We start from the raw sequence: 276 nt of genomic DNA, 5'->3' as shown, positions 1-276 counted from the left end.
ACCTCGCGTTTTGCTTTAATCAACCAGATGATATTTTTCTGAAAGCACATGGGCCAGGTGTTTGAACATATTAAACACCGCGGTGCTTTTGGCTGTTGGCAATCCTTGTTCATCTAAAAAGTAGTCGCCGGTAAATACCAGCACGCCATTACGCTGCGTGACGCCGGTGGCTTCAATCCCTGCGAGCGTATCCTCATGCTCACGAATGATTTTGTTGGCCTCTTTCAACAGCGTTTCGCGGTCGATGGGTTGTGTCTCTTTGTTCATTATTTACTC

General features: G+C 46.7%; 1 protein-coding gene. It reads right to left on the bottom strand.

What is annotated here, in order from left to right:
* Window positions 1-15: 15 nt before the first annotated feature.
* Window positions 16-267 carry a YciN family protein gene (locus MFF64_RS36825; RefSeq protein WP_001031530.1) on the bottom strand — a complete coding sequence of 84 codons (252 nt, stop codon included), beginning with the start codon at window positions 265-267 and terminating at the stop codon, window positions 16-18.
* Between the last annotated feature and the right edge of the window lie 9 nt (window positions 268-276).

It is taken from the genome of Methylobacterium frigidaeris (assembly GCF_022179185.1).
GTDB classification, from domain to species: Bacteria; Pseudomonadota; Alphaproteobacteria; order Rhizobiales; family Beijerinckiaceae; genus Methylobacterium; species Methylobacterium frigidaeris.
The sequence above is the reverse complement of the archived record's forward strand: the minus strand, read 5'-3'. Positions and strand labels throughout refer to the sequence as shown.